The sequence below is a fragment of the Roseivivax sp. CAU 1761 genome (assembly GCF_054482755.1).
Window position 1 is genome coordinate 80,682 of record NZ_JBTLRM010000007.1, and the last position, 15,408, is coordinate 96,089.

A 15,408-nucleotide genomic window follows, 5' to 3' on the forward strand; every position below is an offset into this window, starting at 1 on the left:
ATGGATGCGCCGGGGGCGGGACCTCGCGGCCCCGCCCCCGAGCTGCGCCTTACTGCGCGTCCTTGGTGATATTCCAGAACACCGGCACCGGCGACTGGATCATGTTCTGCAGGCTGTTCTGGCGGGCCTGCTGGAGCACGTATTCGCCGAGATGGATGTAGTTGACGTTGTCCATCACGTGCTGCTGGATCTCGACCGCCACCGCCTTGCGGCCGGCCTCGTCCTCGGCATCGACGAAGGCCGCGCGCAGCTCCTCGATCTTGGGATCGTCGGGCCAGCCGAACCAGGCGTCGTTGCCGCGGCCGTTGACCATGACGTTGATCAGCGGGTCCGAGATCTCGGGCACCATCCAGTTGGTGAAGAACAGGTTCCAGCCGCCTTCGGAAACCGGGTTCTGCTGCGCCCGGCGCTGCACCACCGACTGCCAGTCCATCGCCTGCATGTCGACCTCGAAGCCGCCCTCGCGGAGCGCCTGCGCGGCCACCACCGGCTGCTTGGAGATCGAGGGCACGTCGGTCGGCTGCATCAGCACCACCGGGGTGCCGTCATAGCCGGCCTCCTCGAGCAGCGCCTTGGAGCGCTCGGGATCGGCCTTCAGGATCGGCTCGGCCCCGGCCTCGTCGCCGAGCGGCGTCGAGCAGCCGAAAATGGCGCCGCAGACGGTGAAGTATTCCTCGTTGCCCATCATCGTCTGCAGCACGTCGGGCTGGCCGATGGCGTGCAGCGCCGCCTGCCGGATCAGCTTGTTGTCGAACGGCGGGTGCAGGAAGTTCGGCCGGCCGATGGTGACGTAGCCCAGCGGGTCGCGCTGCTCGACGGTGACGTCGGGGGCGGATTCGAGGATCGGCATCAGATCGACATCGACCTGCTCGATATAGTCGATCTCGCCGGCGGCCAGCGCGTTCACCGCGGTCAGGCTGTCGGGCATGGTGGTCCAGACCACGCGGTCGACATTGACCACCTTGCCGCCAGCCATCCAGGAGGGCTCTTCCTCGCGCGGGACGTACTCGTCGAACTTCTCGTAGGTGACCGAGACGCCGGGCTCGTATTCCGCCTCGTTGAAGACGAAGGGACCGGAGCCGACATATTCGGTGATGGTCTCGTCGGCCGAGGTCTCGGCGATCCGCGCCGGCATGATGAAGGGCGGCACCGCGGATTGCTTCGACAGCACCGTCATCATCGGCGGGAAGGGCTCGTTCAGGGTCCAGGTGACGTTCTTGTCGTCGGTCGCCTCGAGGCTGGCGGTGACGTCGAAGATCATCTGGCCGCCGCTGTCCTTCTGGCCCCAGCGCTGGAGCGAGGCCACGGCATCGGCGGCGGTGACCGGCGCGCCGTCATGGAAGCTCAGCCCGTCGCGCAGGGTGAAGGTGTAGGTCAGCCCGTCCTCGGAGACCTCCCAATCGGCCATCTGCGGCTGCGGCTCGAAATTCTCGTCCACCGCGGTCAGCACGTCGTAGATCATGTAGCCGTGGTTGCGGGTGATGTGCGCGGTGGTGATCACCGGGTCGAGCACGCGCAGGCCGGAATGCATCACCGCGGTGATCGTGGTCTCCTCCTGCGCGGCGGTCATCGCCGGGCTGAGCAGCGCCGTCCCGGCCAGCAGCGCGCTGGCGAGCGCCGTGCGTCCGGGGCGAAGTAGGGAATGTGTCAGCATGTCTGTCGTCCTGTTGGTTTCGGTGTCGTTTGCCGCGCTCGGGCCATGGCCCCGCGGACGTGTTGGACCCGCGTTGCCGCGGACCGGGACGCACCGCCCTGCCGGGCGGCGCGCAACTCAGGGCGCCGCCGCGGCGGCGGCGCGGGACGGCGCGGCGAAGGCCGGGCCGCCGGGCGAAAGCCGCAGCCCCGGAGCCAGCCGGGTGAACGGCAGCTCGGCCGGGTCGAAGGGCATCGGCCCGGGCGCCAGCGCGATCAGGATGGCGCGGGCGATGGGCGCGAAATCGGCCCGGAAATGCGTCGAGCTCTTGACCGCGAGGATGGCCTGCGCCTCGGAATCGATGCCCAGGAAGCGGAACATCTCCCGGTCGGCCATCTGGGCGATGCGGCTGGTCACGGCGACGCGCACGCCGCCGATCCGCAGGCAGGCCGACGGGCCCAGATCCATCGCGGTGCCGCCGTAATAGGGCCCGGTGGCGCGGAACCGGCCGTCCGAGAGCCGCTCCACCACCGCCTCGGCCTCGAGCGGCGGCGCGCCCAGCCGGGCATGGCCGCCGAGCCGGAAGCGCGCCTGCCCGCCCTCGCCCAGCTCGTGCGCCCGCGCCGCCGCGGCGGGGTCGACGATGAGCCCGAGCGCCGCGTCGCGCGCCCCGGCCGCGATCAGCGCGCCGAGCAGCCCGGTGGTGGCCGAGACGCCGCCGGCGCCGGGATTGTCCTGGGTGTCGGCCAGGATGACCGGCCCGCCGGGCCCGGACAGGCGCTGCGCTTCGGCGACCGCCTCGGCGGCGTCATAGGTGCGTCCGGCAAAGCGCGGCTCGGCCTCGGCATAGGCCCGGGCGATGCGCGAAACCGCGGCCTCCGCCGCCTCCGCGTCGTCGGCGAAGGCCATGGCGGTGGGGCCGCATTCGGGGATGTCGGCGGCCGGAAAGCCCATGAAGAGCGAGGCGGAGCGGACGCCCCCGGCCTCGATCCGCGCGAGTTCGGCATAGAGTTCGTCGGCCGGCGCGATGTCGGTCGATTGCAGCGGGATCGGCACCAGGTAGGGCAGCCGGGCGAAGGCCTTGGCCGGGCGCCGCCCGCTCCGCATCATCTCGTCGAGGAGGTCGGCGGCGCGGCGCCCGGTCTCGGCCATGTCGACATGCGGATAGGTGCGGAAGCCCACCGCAGCGTCCACCGCCGCCACGAAGTCGGCACCGATATTGCCGTGCAGGTCGAGCGCCGCGGCGACCGGGACGCCCGGCCCCACCGCGTCGCGCACCCGGCGGGCGATCTCGGCCTCGCCGTCCTCGACATGCTCGGCCACCATGGCGCCGTGCAGGTCGAGGAACACGCCGTCGAGCGGCCCCGCCGCGGCGAGCCCGGCCACGATCTCGGCCGCGATGGTCTCGAAGGCGTCGCGGGTGACCGGCGCCGAGGGAATCGCCCCGGCCCAGAGGATCGGCACGATGTCCCAGCCGCGCTCCCGCGCTACGTCGAGCGCGCCCGAGATGCCGAGATTGACGCCCGCCGCCGCCTCCGGCAGCGCCGCGCCCCGGCTCATCGGGATATAGCCGCCGCCCTGCCGAAACGCCTCCATCCCCGCGGGATCGGGCGCGAAGGTGTTGGTCTCGTGAAGAAATCCCGCAAGGGCGACGCGCATGAGCACTCCGGTTCGCAGTTGGGGGGGCGCGGTCCGCCCCGGCTAAAGTATCGCTGGACGATACAGTCATATTGCACAACGATCGTAGAAATTGGGATTCGGATTCGTCAAGCGGAGGTCACCGTGAAAAGCATTCTGCGCGCCGATCCGAATGAAACGGCGCATTTGCATGCAAATGAAGTTGACACGTTGTTCGTCCGCGCCGCGGCGCGCGGCATGCAGGTGCTGGCCGCCTTCCACCACAGCAGCGGCGCGCTCACTCTGAGCGAGGTGGCACAGCGCGCCGGGCTCGACCGCTCGGCGGCGCAGCGGCTGATCCACACCCTGTCGAAGCTCGGCTACATCCGCCGAGCCCCGGACGGCCGCGGCTACCTACCGGGGCTGCGCCTCCTCGACCACACGCTCGACGTGCTGCGGCTCGACCCGGTGGTGCAGCGCGCCACGCCGGTGCTTCTGGAACTGCGCCGTTCGGTGCGCGAACGCGTCGATCTCAGCCTGTTCGACGAGACCCGGCTGATCTACGCCTTCCGCCTGCAGAGCAAGCGCGAGACCTTCTACGCCACCATGGTCGGCCACAGCATCCCGCTCTATTGCACCGCCGGCGGCCGCGCGGCGCTGTCGGCCCTGCCCGAGGCCGAGGCCGCGGCGCTGCTGGAACGGCTGCCGCTGGAACGCTACACTGCCCAGACCGAGACCGATCCCGCGCGCATCCTGGCCCGCGTGGCCGAGGCGCGGCGCGACGGCTTCGCCGCGGTGCAGGAGGAATTCGTGCTCGGCGAGGTCGCCATCGGCGCGCCGATCACCGACCAGGCCGGGCGGCTGCTCGGCGCCATCCACGTCGCCGGCACGCTGTCGGAATGGACGCTGGAGGATTTCGTCGCGCAGGCGGCGCCGCTGGCGGTGGAAGCCGCGCGCGCCGTCCGGTCCGGCCTCTGACCGGCCGGCCCGGGACGACGGGTCGCGCGAGGGGAGCGAAGACGACAGGGAGATCGGCATGAGCGGCAAGGACAGGAATGGCGGCGGCTTCGCGCTCCGCGACGGCTCCACCGACAGCGCCGCGGTGGAGCAGTATTACGACGCCTGGGCCGAGGGATACGACGCGGCGCTCGACGAGTGGCAATACCGCGCACCGGAGGAGGCGGCGGCGCGGTTGGCGGCGCGACTCTCGCCCGGGGCCAAGGTGCTCGACGCCGGCTGCGGCACCGGGCGCTTCGGCGCCGCGCTGGCCCGCCAGGCCGAGGTGACGCTGACCGGGCTCGACCTCTCGGCCGCCTCGCTGGAGCAGGCCCGGGCGCGCGGGGTCTATGCGTCTCTGGCGCGCCACGATCTGCAGGACCTGCCGCTGCCGGTGGCGGAAGCCAGCCTCGACGCCGCCGCCTCCATCGGGGTGCTGACCTATATCGAGGAGGCCGCGCCGCTGCTGGCCGATATCGGTCGCGCCATTCGGCCCGGCGGCTGGCTGATCTTCACCCAGCGCAGCGATCTGTGGCAGACGCGCGGGGGGCCGGCGATGCTCGACGCGCTGGCCCGGGATGCCGGCCTCGACGCGGTGGAGGTCACCGCGCCGCGTCCCTACCTGCCCGGCAACGCGGAGTTCGGCGACGAGATCGGGGTGATCTACGTCACCTGCCGGAAGACGTGATCCCCCGAACGCGGAAGGACCCGCCGCCCGGCCGGGCAACGGGTCCTTCGAATGGTCTGCCGGAACGGGCCCCGAAGGGCCCGGCCGCCATCAGCGCTTGGAGAACTGGAAGGAGCGGCGGGCCTTGCGGCGGCCGTACTTCTTGCGCTCCACGGTGCGGCTGTCGCGGGTCAGGAAGCCCGCGGCCTTGAGCGCCGGGCGCAGCGAGGGATCGTAGAGCTGCAGCGCCTGCGAGATGCCGTGCTTGACCGCGCCGGCCTGGCCCGAGAGGCCGCCGCCCTTGACGGTCGCCATCACGTCGAACTGGTCCTCGACCCCGGCGACGGAGAATGCCTGGTTGAGGATCATCTGCAGCACCGGACGGGCGAAATACTCGTTCAGCGGCTTGCCGTTCACGGTCACCTTGCCCGAGCCCGGCTTGATCCAGACGCGCGCGGTGGCGTCCTTGCGGCGGCCGGTGGCATAGGCGCGGCCCAGCGCGTCGCGCTGCGGCTCGCGGGTGATCTCCTGCTGCGGCGCGGCCGAGGCCTCGATGCCCGCGGCCTGGCCCAGCTCTTCGAGGGAATTGATCTGTTCAGCCATGATTACTTCGCCACCCGGGTGTTCTTGGAGTTCATGCCCTTCACGTCGAGCGTCTCGGGCGACTGCGCCTCGTGCGGATGCTCGGTGCCGGCATAGATGCGCAGGTTGGTCAGCTGCTGGCGCGACAGGCGGTTGCCCGGCAGCATGCGCTTGACGGCCTGGAACACGACCCGCTCGGGATGCGCGCCCTCGAGGATCTGCTCCTTGGTGCGCGACTTGATGCCGCCGGGATGGCCGGTGTGCCAGTAGAAGTGCTCCTGACGCTTCTTGCCGGTCAGCTGCACCTTGTCGGCGTTGACGACGATGACGTTGTCGCCCATGTCCATGTGCGGCGTGAAGCTCGGCTTGTGCTTGCCGCGGAGACGCTGCGCGACGATCGAGGCGAGACGGCCGAGAACGACGCCCTCGGCGTCGATCACGATCCACTTCTTGTCGATGTCTGCAGGCGTTGCAGAGAAGGTCTTCATGACGGGGGATCCCCTGGTTGTCTGATGCGTGCCGCGCGACGGAGGGTGTCCGCCGGCGAAATCCGATGGCCGGGTTATAGACAGGTTGCACGCATGGTCAAGCGCCGGAACTTCTGAAAAGACTAAGTTTTCCAGCACGTTACAATTTAGGTATCAAAATACCCCAAAAATTCCCGGCTCAGATGGCGATCTCCTCCGGGGGCTCGTCGAGCAGCCGCCGCAGCCGGCCCACCGCCTCGGCGAAGGTGTCGAGCGGGACCTGCGCGTTGACGCCGATGCGCACCGCGTGCGGCGAGGTGCCGTCGCGCAGCGCGAATTCGTCGGCGGGCCGGATCTGCACGCCGCGCGCCTCGGCGGCCTGCACGAAGGTGCCGGTGCGCCAGCCCGCCGGCAGGGTGAGCCAGAGAAACGGCATGTCGTCGCGCCAGACCACGTCGTGGCCGTCGAGCGCGCGCACCGCGGCGTGGATGTAGTCGATCAGCCGCGCCCGCACCCGCGCCGCGATCTCGCGCGTCTCGGGCCGGGTCAGGAGGTCCTCGGTGATGTCGGCCAGGGGGCGGGCGAGCCCGAAGAAGCCGTGTTCGGCGCTGCGCCGGAGCGCGCCGCCCTGCCCGCCCGGCGCCACCGCGAAGCCCACCCGCAGCGCCGGGGTGAGAATCTTGGAGATCGAGGACACGTACCAGGCCTGGTCCGGCAGCAGCATCCGGTAGGTCGGCGCATGGGCGCGGCTGACCCGGTAGCAATCGTCCTCGACGATCTGCAGCCCGCTGCCGCGGATCACCGCGGCCAGTTCCTCGCGGCGCGACAGCGGCGTGAAGATGCCCGTCGGGTTGTGGATCTCGGGCGAGGTGCAGAGCACCTGCGGCTCGTGGCGCCGGATCGCCTCGGCCAGGGCGTCGGGGCGCAGCCCCTCGCCGTCCATCGCCACCGCCACCACCTCGGCGCGCAGCAGTTCCGCGGCACGGCGGAAGCCGGGATAGGACAGCTCCTCCACCAGCACCACCGGCCGGCGGCCGCGCAGCACGGTCTGGAGCACCAGCCCGATGCCGTTCTGGCCGCCATGGCTGAGCACGATATCCTCTTCCGAGACCGGCCCGAGCGGCGTGTCGCCGAGCCAGGAGCGCACCGCCTCGCGGGCGCCGCGGAAGCCGGCCCGGCTGGGATAGTTCAGCAGGTCGGCGGGCGGCCGTTCGGCGAGCCGGCAGAAGGCCTGGTGCAGCAGCGCGACCTGTCCGCAATCCGGCAGCCGCGGCGCGAACAGGCTGACCGGCGCGTCGCGCACCGCCTCCGGGGTCTCGGGGGTCTCGGCGTTGGGCCAGGGCGCGATCAGCGGCGGGGTGTCCTGCGGGCGGCGCGCCACGAAGGTGCCGCGCCCGACCTCGGCCTCCAGCACGCCGGCATCGGTGAGCTCGGAATAGGCGCGCGCCACGGTGCCCGGGGTGATGCCCAGCTGCCAGGCCAGTTCCCGCACCGGCGGCAGCTTGGCGCCGGGCGTCAGGCTGCCGGCGCCGATGCCGCGCCGGATCGATTCCGCCACGGCGCGGTATTTCGGGCCGGTGCCGCGGCAGGTTTCATAAGCGGCCTGAATTGTATCCATCACAATGTTTCTCTCGACCCCAACCGGCGCAAAATGTATCAATATAGATACAGAACACCGCACATTGTATCAATACAAAAAGGAACATCCCATGTCCGCCGCGCCGCATCAAGCCCAGATCGCCGTTCTCGGAGCGCAGCCGCGCCTCGTGCCGCTGGCCGGGGTGGCGCTGAAACTCGCGGTGGCCGCGACGTTGTGGAGCGAACGGGCGCGCTCGCGCCGCGCCCTCGCCCATCTCGACGACCACCTGCTGCGCGACATCGGGCTCGACCGGCGGGACGCCTGGCGCGAATCCCGCCGCGCCTTCTGGCAGGGCTGATCCCTGGCCGCTGCCGGTCTGGGAGCCGCTCGTTCCGGGCGGCTCCTTTTTTGTCCGCCCGGCGGCCGCCGGTCCCGGCCTCTTCCCTGTCCCGTCCCCTTGGCCTAAAGAGCCCGCGACAGAGGACAGGGGACGCCCATGCAGGAACCGCAGATCACGCCCGAGCTCGTCGCCGCGCACGGCATCAAGCCCGAGGAATACGACCGCATCCTCGAGATCATCGGCCGCGAGCCCAGCTTCACCGAGCTCGGCATCTTCTCGGCCATGTGGAACGAGCATTGTTCCTACAAGTCCTCGAAGAAATGGCTGCGCACCCTGCCGACCGACGGCCCGCAGGTGATCTGCGGCCCGGGCGAGAATGCCGGCGTGGTGGATATCGGCGACGGCCAGGCGCTGGTCTTCAAGATGGAGAGCCACAACCACCCGTCCTACATCGAGCCCTACCAGGGGGCGGCGACCGGCATGGGCGGCATCCTGCGCGACGTCTTCACCATGGGCGCGCGGCCGGTGGCGGCGATGAACGCGCTGAGCTTCGGGCGGCCCGACCATCCGCGCACCAAGCGGCTGGTGCACGGCGTGGTCGAGGGCATCGGCGGCTATGGCAACGCCTTCGGCGTGCCCACGGTGGGCGGCGAGGTGCGATTCCACGAAGCCTATGACGGCAATTGCCTGGTCAACGCCTTCGCTGCCGGCCTCGCCGATGCCGACAAGATCTTCTACTCCGCCGCCTCGGGCGTCGGCCGCCCCGTCGTCTATCTCGGCGCCAAGACCGGGCGCGACGGCGTCGGCGGCGCCACCATGGCCTCGGCCGAGTTCGACGAGACCATCGAGGAGAAGCGCCCCACCGTGCAGGTCGGCGATCCGTTCACCGAGAAGCGCTTGATGGAGGCCTGCCTCGAGCTGATGGCAACCGGCGCGGTGATCTCGATCCAGGACATGGGGGCGGCCGGCCTGACCTGTTCGGCGGTCGAGATGGGCGACAAGGGCGGCCTCGGCGTGCGGCTCGACCTCGACCGCGTGCCCTGCCGCGAACCCGGCATGACGGCCTACGAGATGATGCTGTCGGAAAGCCAGGAGCGCATGCTCATGGTGCTCGACCCCGCCAAGGAGGCCGAGGCCCGCGCGGTGTTCGAGAAATGGGATCTCGACTTCGCCATCGTCGGCGAGACCATCCCCGAGGACCGCTTCCTGATCGTCCACGGCAACGATGTGAAGGCCGACCTGCCGCTCAAGGCGCTGAGCGGCACGGCGCCGGAATACGACCGCCCGCACGTCCCCACCGCCGTTCCGTCGAGCGATTGGGACGTGCCGCAGATCGACCCGATCGATGCCCTGATGCACCTGCTGCGCAGCCCCAACTACGCCTCCAAGGCCTGGGTCTGGGAGCAGTATGACAGCCAGGTCATGGCCGACACCGTTGAGGGCCCGGGCTGGGGCGCCGGGGTGATCCGGGTGCATGGCACCGGCAAGAAGCTGGCCTTCACCTCCGACGTCACGCCGCGCTACGTCTTCGCCAACCCGGTCGAGGGCGGCAAGCAGGCGGTGGCCGAGGCCTACCGCAACCTCTGCGCGGTCGGCGCGCGGCCCCTGGCCTCGACCGACAACCTGAATTTCGGCAACCCGGAAAAGCCCGAGATCATGGGCCAGTTCGTCGGCGCCATCCAGGGCATCGGCGAGGCCTGCCGGGCGCTCGACATGCCGATCGTGTCGGGCAACGTGTCGCTCTACAACGAGACCGACGGTCAGGCCATCCTGCCGACGCCCACGATCGGCGCGGTGGGCCTGATCGAGGCCGGCGAGCAGCCGATCCTCGACCGCGCCCGCGACGGCCACGTGGCGCTCGTCCTCGGCCACACCGCCGGCCATCTCGGCCGCTCGGCCCTCCTGGCCGAAGTCTTCGGACGCGACGAGGGCGACGCCCCGCCGGTCGATCTCGAGGCCGAGCGCCGCCACGGCGAGTTCATCCGCGCCAACCGCGACCTGATCCGCGCCTGCACTGACCTGTCGGATGGCGGTCTGGCGCTGGCCGCCTTCGAGATGGCGGCGGCGTCGGGCGTGGGCGTCACGCTCGATGCCACCGGCACCGCAGATCTCTTCGGGGAGGACCAGGCGCGCTACCTGATCGCCTGCAACTTCGATTGCGCCGAAGAGCTGATGACGCGCGCAGCCAGCGCCGGTGTCGCGCTCTTGAGTGTCGGCCGCTTCGGCGGCGAGGCGGTGCGCATGGGCGGCAGCGAAGCCCCGCTCTCGAGCCTGACCGAGCAGCACGCCAGCACCTTCGCGGCGCTCTTCGCCTGAGGCTTGGTGCGGGAGCCGGGCGCCCAGCGGCCCGGCCCCGTCGCTCACTCGGCGGCGAACTGGCGCGGTGGCGCCACCGGCATCCGGTCGATGGTGTCGAGCAGACGTTCCGGAGCCACTGGCCGCACCGCGCGCCGGATCAGCCCGCCCGAGCGGTCGCAGAGGATGAGCAGGAACCCCCGCGGCGCGTAACGCGCCCGCAGGCCCCCGCCGGCGGCGGGATCGGTGTCGCAGAACAGCGCCACGTCGCGCCGGGCCAGATCCGGGGCCGCGGCTTCGAGCAGGTCGCATTGCCGCAGGAAGGCGCGGTCCTCGGGGGCATCGGCGAAGAGCAGCAGCGGCCGCGCCCGGATGCGCAGGTCGGACAGGTCGGCACGGTCGGGGTCGAGGGCTTGGACGCGAAGGCGCCTCAGCGGCGTGACGTTGGTCATCATTCTGTTCTTTTGTTGGGCCGTTCCGGACGGATGCGGCGATCCGGGCCCGGGGCTGATGCGCAGAGGAAAAGACGCCCCGCACAATGGCGGGGCGTCGCAGCGGCGTAGCCGTGTCGTGGCCGCGGTCAGCCGCCGTTCAAGAGCGGCGTGATGCGGCGCACCGCGGCACGGCGGTTGGCGCGTTCGGAATCCTGCGTCTCGACCAGCAGGTCGTATTCGCCGTAGCCCTGCACCACGAGGTTCTCGGGCGGCACGTCGTAATACTCGGTCAGCGCCAGCGCGACGGATTCGGCGCGCCGATCCGAGAGCGCGAGGTTCATGCCCGCCGAGCCGACGGCGTCGGTGTGGCCCTCGACGAGGAAGACCTCGTTCGGGTTCTCCGCGATGATGTCGCGGATGGCGCGCCCAAGCGCGGCCAGCTCCTCCGCCTCTTCGGCGCGGATCACCGACGAGCCGGTCTCGAAGTTCACCGAGTCGACGTTCAACTCGGGCACCAGCGACCGCACCTCGCGCAGGTTGCGCACCTGGTTGAGCGAGAAGCTGCGATCGAAGTTCTCGACCCCCGCGCGCTGGAGTGCGGCGCGCAGTTCCTCCTCGCTCATGCTGTCGGCATCGATGGCCTCGCGGCGCTCGGCCCGCGGCAGCTGGTCCACCTGGACCTGCTGGAAGGTGCGGGTATCGTCGAACAGCACCACTTCCTCGCCGCTGCTCAGCGTGCGCGTGCGGCGCAGCACACGGCCGTCGGCGGCGCGGATGGTCTCGATCTCGGTGCCGTCCTCGCGGACCACCACGCTGCGGGTCGAGCCGTCCTCGTAGCGGTAGGTGGTCACGTCCGAGCCCGGGCGGCGCAGCAGCGCGTCGTCGTCGCGGAGCACCCGGAACTCGCCGTCCCGCTGCACCACGATGCGGTCGTCGCTGCGGGCCACGATCTCCTCGTTCGGGCGCAGGATGCGGTCGAGCGCCACCGCACCCAGCGCGCCGAGCGCGGCGCCGCCGAGGATCGAGCGGATCTTCTCGGCCTGCGCGCCGTCATCCTCGTCGTCGTCTTCGACGGTCGCCTGCTGCTCCGCCTGCGCCTCGGCCTCGCTGCTGAAGCCGCTCTCGAACTCCTCGTTCGAGGAGCGCGCGGTTTCCTCGGTGACCGTCTCCTCGACCACCTCGGCCTCCGACGTGTCGCCGGACACGGCCGCGGCAGAGGCTGCGGCTTCGTCCTCGCGGGCGACCTCCTCGGCGATGACCTGCGATTCGGCTTCCGGCGCGGGGCCGTCTTCCTCGGCGGTCAGCGTGGCCTCGCCCTCGGCGGGCTGGCTCTCGCCTTCGGCGGTCTGGCTCTCGCTTTCGGCGGTCTGGGGGGCTTCGCCGGCAGCCGCGTCGCTCTCGGTCGCCGCAACCTCGCCGGAGGCGGCATCGGTCTCGGCGGACCCGCCGGCCGTGGCGGTCTCGGGCGCGGTCTCCGCGGCGGCGTCGGCGGAACCGGCACCGCTTTCCGCGGTGGTGTCGGCCGCAGCCGCATCGCCGGTCTGCGCGGTGGCCGGCGGCGTGGCATCATCGTCCGGCGTCATGTCGGCGGTGCCGCCCTCGGAGGCGCCGGCCTCGGCCGTGGCGGGCGCGGCGGCGGGATCTTCCGTGCCGGTGCCGTCCTGCGGGGCCTCGGTCGCAGCCGCGGCGGGGTCGGTGCCGGCCTCGGGCGCGGTCTCGGCGGAGCCGTCGGCCGCGGCATCGCCGCCTTCCGGTGCCGCGCCATCCTGCGCGGCGCTGTCGCCGGCGGGCGCGATCGTCTGGTCGGGGGTGTCGGCGGTCTCGGGGGGCGCGGCGGTGTCGCCGTCGCTGCCCGGGGCAGCCTCGGCCTCGGCGCCGGCGGCGGCCTCGGCGCCGTCAGGCGCGGCAGGATCCGCCGTTGCCTCGCCCGAGGCGCCGCTCTCGGCGGTGGCTTCCCCGGCTTGCGCGTCCGCGCCGCCCTCGGCCTGCGCCTCGGCGGGCGCCGCGGCGCCGTCCTGCGTGGTGCCGGTGTCGGTGCCGTCCGCCTGGGCCGCGGAGGGATCCTCCGGCGGGCAATCGGCAGCGGCAGGATCGGAGCCGTCCGATGCGGCCTGCGGGTCGGTCGGGCAATCGCCCGGCGCGGTCGCGGTGTCGCTGGAGGTCGTGTCAGCGGACTGGGCGCTGCCCGCGGTCTCCCCGGTCGTGTCGGTCTGCGCCATCACGGGAGCCGGCATCGCCAGGCCCAGGGAGACGGCCATCGCCGTCGTCGTCTTAAGAATGCCGATCTTCATAGCATCTCCTTTCACTCGCCGCATCGTCCGGCGTCATCGACCAACGCGGATCGGGGCCGGCGGTTTCAGGAAATGTCGCAACGTCGCCGGGTGCGCGGCATCCCGCCGGTCAGCGCTCCAGCAGCGCCATCATCCGCGCCTTGTCGCCGCCATCCTCGGCGCCCGCGATCGCCTCCGCCAGCTCCTCCAGGGAGCGGATCGAATGGCCGGCGCGGAAGCTGTCGACGAAGGGCAGCATGGCCCGGATGCCGCCGGCGCGGGGCGCGAATCCGTCCCAGCGCAGCAGCGGGTTGAGCCAGATCAGCCGGCGCGCCGAGAGCTGCAGCCGCTCGGTCTCGTGGCCGAGCTGCGGCCCGGCATCGCGGTCGAGCCCGTCGGTGATCAGCAGCACCACCGCGCCCTGCCCCATCACGCGGCGCGACCAGTCGCGGTTGAAGGCGTGCAGGCAGGCGCCGATCCGGGTGCCGCCCTCCCAGTCGCGGGCCTCGGCGCCGGCGGCCTTCAGCGCCGCGTCGACGTCGCGGGTGGCCAGCTGGCGGGTGATGTTGGTGAGCCGGGTGCCGAAGGTGAAGGCATGGACCCGGGCCCAGCCGGCGCCGCGGGCATTCGACACGGCGTGCAGGAAATGCAGCACCATGCGGGAATATTGCGACATCGACCCGGAAATGTCGCAGAGCACCACCAGGTTCGGCCAGCGCGGCCGCGGCGCGCGCCGCGCGATGGCGTGCAGGTCGCCGCCCTGGCGCAGCGCGAGGCGCAGGCTGCGCCGCCAATCCGGCCGGCGGCCGCGCGGCGAGGGAATGCCGCGGCGCGAGGCGATGGGCTTCACCGGCAGCCGCATGCGCGCCAGCATGCGCTTGGCCTCGGCGATCTCGGCGGTCGACATCTGCTCGAAATCGAGGCTGCGCAGCCGCTCCTCGCCGCTCATCGTGGCGGAGGCGTCGATCTCGATCAGCGTCTCCTCCTCGGCGCCCGCCGGCGGCGGCGGCAGGTCCGGCGCCCGGCCGTCGAGCAGCGCCTCGGCGGCGCGCTTCTCGGCGGCCTCGGCGGCGCGCTCCTCCTGGACCCCGCGCACCGCCGGCAGCAGCATCGACATCATGTGCTCGAGATAGCGAGGATCGCGCCAGTAGAGCCGGAAGATCTGCGCGAAGACGGCGCGGTGCTCGGGGCGCGAGACGAAGCAGGCATGCAGCGTCCAGTAGAAATCGGTGCGCGAGGTGAAGCCCGCCGCCTCCACCGCGCGCACCGTGTCGATCACCCGCCCCGGCCCCACCGGCAGCCCGGCGCGGCGCAGGGCGCGGGCGAAATGGGTGATGTTCCGCGCCAGCTGCGGGGTGTCGGGTATCTCGAGCGGGGCGTATTCGGCCATGTCAGCGCCGGCGGGGGGCTGTCCGCCCCCCGCACCCCCCGAGGATATTTCGGCTCAGAAGAAGGACGCGCGCCCCTTTGCGGCCGGTTCTGCGTGGGACCGCCACCGCTCAGGCCGCGGGCAGATGGCGGCGCGCCTCGTCGAGGAGGCGGGCGGCTTCGGAGCCCTGCACCTTCTGGATGTCGTCCTGGTATTTCAGGATGGCGCCCAGCGTGTCGGAGATCACCTCGGGCGAGAGCTGCACCACGTCGAGCGCCAGCAGGCACTTGGCCCAGTCGATGGTCTCGGCCACGCCCGGCTTCTTGAACAGGTCCTCGGTGCGCAGCTGCTGGACGAAGGCCACGATCTCGCGGCTCAGGGTCTCGGCGGCCTCGGGGGCGCGGGACTGCAGGATCTCGATCTCGCGCTCGAAGCCCGGGTAGTCGACCCAGTGGTAGAGACAGCGCCGCTTCAGCGCGTCGTGCACCTCCCGGGTGCGGTTCGAGGTCAGCACCACGATCGGCGGCTCCGGCGCCTGGACCGTGCCAAGCTCGGGGATCGTCACCTGGAAATCCGACAGCGCCTCCAGCAGGAAGGCCTCGAAGGGCTCGTCGGTGCGGTCGAGCTCGTCGATCAACAGCACCGGCGGGCCGCCCGGCTGCGGCCGCATCGCCTCGAGCAGCGGCCGCTCCACCAGGTAGGCGTCGGAAAAGAGCTCGGCCTGCAGCGCGCCGCGCTCGGCGCCGCCCGAGGCCTCGGCGGTGCGGATCGCCACCATCTGCGCGGCGAAGTTCCACTCGTAGACCGCGGAGGCCGCGTCCAGACCCTCGTAGCATTGCAGCCGGATCAGGCGGCGGCCGAGGCTCGCGGCCAGCGCCTTGGCGATCTCGGTCTTGCCGGTGCCGGCCTCGCCCTCGAGAAACAGCGGCCGGCCGAGCTTCAGCGACAGGAACACCACCGTGGCCAGCGCGCGGCCGCAGACATAGCCGGTCGCGGCGAGCCGGGCCTGGACGTCGTCGATGGATGCGATGCCGGACATGCGGGGTTCCTCCTCTGCCCCGCCATGGCTCTCAGGCCGGTCCCGGCGGGTCAATAGCGCAAAGGTCGCAGAGACGTGGCAGAGGCGGGGCAGAGACGGGCCGCGGCGGCCGGGTCTGGC

Annotated in this window: 13 protein-coding genes; 4 read left to right on the forward strand and 9 right to left on the reverse strand. The window is 71.6% G+C overall.

The window, feature by feature from the left end; translation table 11 throughout:
• Positions 1-49: 49 nt before the first annotated feature.
• Positions 50-1,654 (reverse strand): ABC transporter substrate-binding protein, encoded by a 1,605-nt coding sequence (locus ACXYMW_RS06670; protein ID WP_459034521.1) that lies wholly within the window; start codon positions 1,652-1,654, stop codon positions 50-52.
• A 117-nt stretch (positions 1,655-1,771) separates the two neighbouring features.
• Entirely contained in the window at positions 1,772-3,292 is a 1,521-nt protein-coding gene (locus ACXYMW_RS06675) for a M81 family metallopeptidase (RefSeq protein WP_459034522.1), read from the reverse strand.
• A gap of 189 nt (positions 3,293-3,481) precedes the next feature.
• Between ACXYMW_RS06675 and ACXYMW_RS06680 the strand changes: the two genes are divergently transcribed.
• Together ACXYMW_RS06680 and ACXYMW_RS06685 are read left to right on the forward strand one after the other, a co-directional pair.
• Positions 3,482-4,228, forward strand: a complete 747-nt coding sequence (locus ACXYMW_RS06680) for an IclR family transcriptional regulator (RefSeq protein ID WP_459034523.1) — start codon at positions 3,482-3,484, stop codon at positions 4,226-4,228.
• A gap of 58 nt (positions 4,229-4,286) precedes the next feature.
• A complete protein-coding gene (locus tag ACXYMW_RS06685) occupies positions 4,287-4,934 on the forward strand; it encodes a class I SAM-dependent DNA methyltransferase (RefSeq protein ID WP_459034524.1) in 648 nt (215 codons plus the stop codon).
• A gap of 90 nt (positions 4,935-5,024) precedes the next feature.
• Here ACXYMW_RS06685 and rpsI read toward each other — a convergent pair whose 3' ends face one another.
• The 3 genes from rpsI to ACXYMW_RS06700 all read right to left on the reverse strand — a co-directional run bounded on the left by rpsI (position 5,025) and on the right by ACXYMW_RS06700 (position 7,580).
• Positions 5,025-5,516 (reverse strand): 30S ribosomal protein S9, encoded by a 492-nt coding sequence (gene rpsI / locus ACXYMW_RS06690; RefSeq protein ID WP_459034525.1) that lies wholly within the window; start codon positions 5,514-5,516, stop codon positions 5,025-5,027.
• A 2-nt stretch (positions 5,517-5,518) separates the two neighbouring features.
• On the reverse strand, positions 5,519-5,983 hold the full coding sequence (rplM, locus tag ACXYMW_RS06695; protein WP_459034526.1) for a 50S ribosomal protein L13: 465 nt from the start codon (positions 5,981-5,983) through the stop codon (positions 5,519-5,521).
• A 178-nt stretch (positions 5,984-6,161) separates the two neighbouring features.
• On the reverse strand, positions 6,162-7,580 hold the full coding sequence (locus ACXYMW_RS06700) for an aminotransferase-like domain-containing protein (RefSeq protein WP_459034527.1): 1,419 nt from the start codon (positions 7,578-7,580) through the stop codon (positions 6,162-6,164).
• 91 nt (positions 7,581-7,671) lie between these two features.
• Between ACXYMW_RS06700 and ACXYMW_RS06705 the strand changes: the two genes are divergently transcribed.
• Both ACXYMW_RS06705 and purL read left to right on the forward strand, forming a co-directional pair.
• A complete protein-coding gene (locus ACXYMW_RS06705) occupies positions 7,672-7,899 on the forward strand; it encodes a DUF1127 domain-containing protein (protein WP_459034528.1) in 228 nt (75 codons plus the stop codon).
• Positions 7,900-8,037: 138 nt separating this feature from the next.
• A complete protein-coding gene (gene purL, locus ACXYMW_RS06710; RefSeq protein WP_459034529.1) occupies positions 8,038-10,197 on the forward strand; it encodes a phosphoribosylformylglycinamidine synthase subunit PurL in 2,160 nt (719 codons plus the stop codon).
• Between the two features lie 44 nt (positions 10,198-10,241).
• Here the strand turns inward: purL and ACXYMW_RS06715 are convergent, their stop codons facing one another.
• From ACXYMW_RS06715 to ACXYMW_RS06730, 4 genes are all read right to left on the reverse strand, one after another.
• A complete protein-coding gene (locus tag ACXYMW_RS06715; RefSeq protein ID WP_459034530.1) occupies positions 10,242-10,628 on the reverse strand; it encodes a DUF4174 domain-containing protein in 387 nt (128 codons plus the stop codon).
• Positions 10,629-10,756: 128 nt separating this feature from the next.
• A complete protein-coding gene (locus ACXYMW_RS06720; RefSeq protein WP_459034531.1) occupies positions 10,757-12,901 on the reverse strand; it encodes an OmpA family protein in 2,145 nt (714 codons plus the stop codon).
• Between the two features lie 109 nt (positions 12,902-13,010).
• Entirely contained in the window at positions 13,011-14,270 is a 1,260-nt protein-coding gene (locus ACXYMW_RS06725; RefSeq protein ID WP_459034532.1) for a vWA domain-containing protein, read from the reverse strand.
• Positions 14,271-14,379: 109 nt separating this feature from the next.
• Positions 14,380-15,288, reverse strand: coding sequence for an AAA family ATPase (locus ACXYMW_RS06730; protein WP_459034533.1), 909 nt, complete (start codon positions 15,286-15,288; stop codon positions 14,380-14,382).
• Positions 15,289-15,408: the final 120 nt, after the last annotated feature.

What these genes read in the sequence shown, in the direction of transcription:
- rplM (WP_459034526.1), bottom strand. Translation starts at nt 5,983, where the DNA reads ATGAAGACCTTCTCTGCAACGCCTGCAGACATCGACAAGAAGTGGATC.
- ACXYMW_RS06720 (WP_459034531.1), bottom strand. Translation starts at nt 12,901, where the DNA reads ATGAAGATCGGCATTCTTAAGACGACGACGGCGATGGCCGTCTCCCTG.
- ACXYMW_RS06685 (WP_459034524.1), top strand. Translation starts at nt 4,287, where the DNA reads ATGAGCGGCAAGGACAGGAATGGCGGCGGCTTCGCGCTCCGCGACGGC.
- ACXYMW_RS06715 (WP_459034530.1), bottom strand. Translation starts at nt 10,628, where the DNA reads ATGACCAACGTCACGCCGCTGAGGCGCCTTCGCGTCCAAGCCCTCGAC.
- purL (WP_459034529.1), top strand. Translation starts at nt 8,038, where the DNA reads ATGCAGGAACCGCAGATCACGCCCGAGCTCGTCGCCGCGCACGGCATC.
- ACXYMW_RS06725 (WP_459034532.1), bottom strand. Translation starts at nt 14,270, where the DNA reads ATGGCCGAATACGCCCCGCTCGAGATACCCGACACCCCGCAGCTGGCG.
- ACXYMW_RS06730 (WP_459034533.1), bottom strand. Translation starts at nt 15,288, where the DNA reads ATGTCCGGCATCGCATCCATCGACGACGTCCAGGCCCGGCTCGCCGCG.
- ACXYMW_RS06705 (WP_459034528.1), top strand. Translation starts at nt 7,672, where the DNA reads ATGTCCGCCGCGCCGCATCAAGCCCAGATCGCCGTTCTCGGAGCGCAG.
- ACXYMW_RS06675 (WP_459034522.1), bottom strand. Translation starts at nt 3,292, where the DNA reads ATGCGCGTCGCCCTTGCGGGATTTCTTCACGAGACCAACACCTTCGCG.
- rpsI (WP_459034525.1), bottom strand. Translation starts at nt 5,516, where the DNA reads ATGGCTGAACAGATCAATTCCCTCGAAGAGCTGGGCCAGGCCGCGGGC.
- ACXYMW_RS06700 (WP_459034527.1), bottom strand. Translation starts at nt 7,580, where the DNA reads ATGGATACAATTCAGGCCGCTTATGAAACCTGCCGCGGCACCGGCCCG.
- ACXYMW_RS06670 (WP_459034521.1), bottom strand. Translation starts at nt 1,654, where the DNA reads ATGCTGACACATTCCCTACTTCGCCCCGGACGCACGGCGCTCGCCAGC.